This is a genomic window from Calothrix sp. CCY 0018 (assembly GCF_963920925.1).
Classification (GTDB): Bacteria; Cyanobacteriota; Cyanobacteriia; order Cyanobacteriales; family Nostocaceae; genus Rivularia.
Window position 1 is genome coordinate 1 of sequence record NZ_CAWUDI010000162.1, and the last position, 231, is coordinate 231.

The 231-nt window shown below is 69.3% G+C and carries 1 protein-coding gene; it reads left to right on the forward strand.

Annotated features, from left to right (window positions below; translation table 11 throughout):
• On the forward strand, nucleotides 1-207 hold a 207-nt coding region (locus ACM03V_RS34570), incomplete at its 5' end, for a Na+/H+ antiporter NhaA (protein ID WP_414625328.1).
• Nucleotides 208-231 lie beyond the last annotated feature (24 nt).

The window sequence follows — 231 nt, forward strand, 5'->3', positions numbered from 1 at the left end:
TACGGCGTGTCTCTGCTGTGCGGCGTGGGTTTCACCATGAGCCTGTTCATCGGGGTTCTGGCCTTCCCCGGCGCCGTGGATTCGCCGGAACAGGTGGAGGTCAAACTGGGCGTCATCGGCGGGTCCATCCTGTCGGCGCTCGCGGCGGCGGCGGTGCTGGGCCTGGCGGGGCGCGGACGCCGCCCCGACGTTGTCGAACGGCCTTGATTGTGCAGCGCAACCTGAGGGGCT